General features: G+C 59.6%; 5 protein-coding genes and 1 pseudogene. 4 read left to right on the top strand and 2 right to left on the bottom strand.

Annotated elements, in window-relative coordinates:
- The coding region (locus tag DM995_RS18765; RefSeq protein WP_157973332.1) for a glycosyltransferase 87 family protein at positions 1 to 647 on the top strand (647 nt) is incomplete at its 5' end.
- Here DM995_RS18765 and DM995_RS18760 read toward each other — a convergent pair.
- Positions 637 to 987 (bottom strand): cystatin family protein, encoded by a 351-nt coding sequence (locus tag DM995_RS18760; RefSeq protein ID WP_116970655.1) that lies wholly within the window; start codon positions 985 to 987, stop codon positions 637 to 639. The two genes, DM995_RS18765 and DM995_RS18760, sit on opposite strands and share 11 nt — an antisense overlap.
- A gap of 215 nt (positions 988 to 1202) precedes the next feature.
- Between DM995_RS18760 and DM995_RS18755 the strand changes: the two genes are divergently transcribed.
- From DM995_RS18755 to DM995_RS18745, 3 genes are read left to right on the top strand one after another with little or no spacing between them, the layout of a single operon-like run.
- Positions 1203 to 2255 carry a hypothetical protein gene (locus DM995_RS18755; protein WP_116970654.1) on the top strand — a complete coding sequence of 351 codons (1053 nt, stop codon included), beginning with the start codon at positions 1203 to 1205 and terminating at the stop codon, positions 2253 to 2255.
- A gap of 1 nt (position 2256) precedes the next feature.
- A complete protein-coding gene (locus tag DM995_RS18750) occupies positions 2257 to 2622 on the top strand; it encodes a hypothetical protein (RefSeq protein ID WP_116970653.1) in 366 nt (121 codons plus the stop codon).
- A 10-nt stretch (positions 2623 to 2632) separates the two neighbouring features.
- Positions 2633 to 3016, top strand: a complete 384-nt coding sequence (locus DM995_RS18745) for a hypothetical protein (protein ID WP_232824553.1) — start codon at positions 2633 to 2635, stop codon at positions 3014 to 3016.
- 20 nt (positions 3017 to 3036) lie between these two features.
- Here the strand turns inward: DM995_RS18745 and DM995_RS18740 are convergent.
- Positions 3037 to 3300 (bottom strand): annotated as a pseudogene (locus DM995_RS18740) (hypothetical protein); the annotation flags it as partial.

The following is a 3300-nucleotide window of genomic DNA, read 5'->3' as shown; positions in this document are numbered from 1 at the left end:
GCTGGCCGGCCGTGGCGGTTGCTTCCGCCACGGTGACGGCCGCGCTGGCCGTCTCGACGATCGCCTTCGGTCCGGCGATCTGGGCAGCGTTCATCGACAGCGTACGGGATTCGGGCACCTTTCTGGCGCAGGGCCGCTACCCCATTTTCCGCATGACGTCGCCCTATTCCACCGCGCTCAGCCTGGGCGCGGGGCCTGCGCTGGCCTTCGCCCTTCAGGGGGCAAGTGCGCTGCTGGCGCTGGGATTGCTCGGCTTCGCCTGGTATCGCCGCCTGCCGCTACGCCTTCTTGCCGCCTGTGCCTGCGCGGCCACGCTGTTCGTCAGCCCCTATGCCTATGATTATGACCTGACCATCCTGGGCGTCGGGCTGGCGCTGATCCTTCCCGATCTGTTGCAGCGCACCGGCCGGCCGGAGCAACTGGCGATGTGCATGCTGTTCTGGGCCGCGACCGGCTATGGCATCGTGACCGCCTTTCTGCCGGACGAGGGGGCCTATTCGCTGGCCAGCTCGCCGCCGGCGCTGATGGCACCGATGCTGATCGCGGCGATCGGCTGGGCGGTGATCGCGATGCGCCGGACGCCATCTGCCCGGATCGACGCGGCAGCGATTGAAGCGCCGATGCCGAGCTCGAGCCTCAGCGCTTGATCGCTTCGGCGCTGGTGAGGCTGCGCTCGCCCGAAAGGTTGCGATAGACCTGAACGCGCCAGCGGCTGCCGTCCATGAACACCAGATCCATGCGATAGTTCATGCCCGCCACAACCTGCTGGCTGATATTTTCGATCTCCGCCAGCTCCGCGCCGGGTACGTCCATCTGGTTGAACGCCCAGACCGCGATCTGCTCGATCTCGGGCGTCAGTTCCGCCTTGCTCCACCCCCCTGTAATCATCGGCGCATCGGCGCTCGCAGGCGGCGGCGCATCCTGCGCGCAAGCCGCGACAGGCAGGATCAGTATGGCGACAGCGATAAGCACGAAACGATGGAGCAAAGCGGCCTCCTGCACATTGGTATACTATTGCCTATCCTGAGGTGCTGTGGACGGCAAGAGCGCGCGGCGTTGCACGTCACGATCGCCATAGTGCTCCGTCGAAGCGGCAGTGAAAATTGGTACCTCAATTCGTGGTAAATGTGCCAAATAGGTTATATTCTTTGACATGTAGGAGATGTTTCTGAATTGTTCTCAGGATAGAGGAGGAGCAATTCATGAAGAACGGCCTCATTCCGATCGCGCGCAAATCACTGCACGCCCATGCGTTCGAGCACTATCTCAGGACAGGTAGGAGGATCGATCTCCAGCCCCGGCGCGCGGCCATAGAGCGCAAGTTCAATCCCTATCACGACCCTGATAACGGCCAGTTCACCTTTGCGCCGGGAGGTCGAAGGTCAGGCACCTCGCCCCGGTCTTCGCAAAGAGGTTCGGATGCGCCGAAGCCCGGCGTTTCAGCCAATCCGGCCAAGCTCCTTCTCGCGCAATATCGCCCCAATCGGCGCGCGCGAATCGGCGGCAATCGCGGACCAGCGCTGAACGATCCCATGACGCTGGAGCGTGCATTTCCGGGTCTGCGGAACGCTCCGGGTAGCTCGATAATAGCCTTGGCAGACAATGCGCTCGATATTACCGGCCCCTCGCGCCGCCTGACGACCGAGCTGGCGGATGCCGAGGTGAAGAAGCTGATCGCGCAGATCAAGCAGGTGGATCCCGATTTCCGCTACCAGAGCCTCGGCCCTGCGACCACGTTGGAGGGGCAGATCAACGAGATCCAGGGTCTGAGAATGCACCGCGCGGCGGTGCGATACAACAAGCTGGGCGATATGGGGCCGCTGCAGGTCGAAGTGCTCAGAAGAATGCAAATAAGTGTTGACCGGGCTTACGACAATGCCATCAAGCTATATGAGTCTGGGCACTTGCGAGCATCGCTTTCGCGTAGCGAGGCGATTGGCAATTACATTGACCGTTCTGTCAAAGCTGAAATGAAAAGGCTGTTTGCCCGGCATGGCATTGAACACGGGGCCGACAAGCAGGTGCGAGTTGCTGGTCGCGAATATGATACATCCAGATCGGTTCGAACATATCGTATCCCCGATGTAAGAGTTGGCAAAATGGCCTATGATATGACCACCGAGCGCAAACTTCCTTCCAAACCTCAGATTCGAGGCTTCTTCGGTGCTGACTTCGGAACTGATTCTGCGGTGATTGTGCGCCCTACACAGCTGGGACGAGGCAATACCTACGCTATTAAGAAGCCAGGAAAATAAGATGCCAGCAATCGGTGATCACAAAAAGAGCCGTTATGTCCCTAAAGACTTGGACTCCATTTATGACTTTTTGGGCTGGATGATGCTTTATGCGCCGGAGTTCAGATCAGATACGTTTCCGGCATCTGAACAGGGGGTCGACATCACTTTCTTTGGGCTCGATGAGGGTTTGAAGCGAGTTCGCCGCCAGATCGGTGAGAAAACATATCTCCAGCTCATGGCGATGTCGCAGCAGATGCGGGCGCATTTCGAAGCTGACCCTGAAAACAAGAACGGGGAATGCAAAATGGGCCGCACCCTGATCGAGGACATGAGCGACATCATCGAGGCCAGCCTCAGGCGTACGGCTCCGCGCGGTACCAGTTAAGCCAGCTCCGATGGTTTGGGAGGACCATATGTCCAGGCCAGTTCTGCCTAGCGATAAACTCTATATCCCGCAAAGCGTTGGCGATGTCGTGGACCAACTCGGGTCGATGATGCTGTCCGCGCCAAAGTTCAAATCCAGACTGCCTTGGGATTTTGAAGAGGATATCGACACGAACTTCCACCAGCTCAATGAGGGGCTGAAGGTCGTCCGCCGGCAGATCGGTGACGAAACCTATGCCCGGCTGGTCGAGATGTCAGACAGGATGCGCGCGCATTTCGAGGCGGACCCGGACGACAAGACCGAGGATGGGATCAAGGGCCGCGAGTTGATCGACGAGATGATAGACATCCTCCACGCCAGCCGCCGCCGCAAATCGCCGCGCAAGATGGGGTGATCGGGCGTTGCCGTCGGCGCTCACCAGATATCGATGCTGATCGTGATCGGCGGCTTGTCCTGCGCGCCGTGGCAGACATAGGTGATCCCCGAAAGGACCTTGCTCCTGCCGCGATATTCGGGCTTGACGGTCATGCGATCGACCGCCTTGAGCTCGATCAGCCCGCTGATCCGGTCATAAGCGAAATCGAGCGCCACTTCGGTGCCGGCGGGGACATAGCCGATATTGTGCCTGTCATTCGGCCCGCCGAACCTTTTGGGATAGAGCCAGATCTTCACCAGCTC

The organism is Blastomonas sp. UPD001, from assembly GCF_003426715.1.
Classification (GTDB): domain Bacteria; phylum Pseudomonadota; class Alphaproteobacteria; order Sphingomonadales; family Sphingomonadaceae; genus Blastomonas.
This window is presented reverse-complemented; position numbering and strand designations above follow the sequence as displayed.

Excerpts from the sequence above, each read along its gene's own strand:
- DM995_RS18755 (WP_116970654.1), top strand. The coding sequence starts at position 1,203 with ATGAAGAACGGCCTCATTCCGATCGCGCGCAAATCACTGCACGCCCAT.
- DM995_RS18750 (WP_116970653.1), top strand. The coding sequence starts at position 2,257 with ATGCCAGCAATCGGTGATCACAAAAAGAGCCGTTATGTCCCTAAAGAC.
- DM995_RS18745 (WP_232824553.1), top strand. The coding sequence starts at position 2,633 with ATGGTTTGGGAGGACCATATGTCCAGGCCAGTTCTGCCTAGCGATAAA.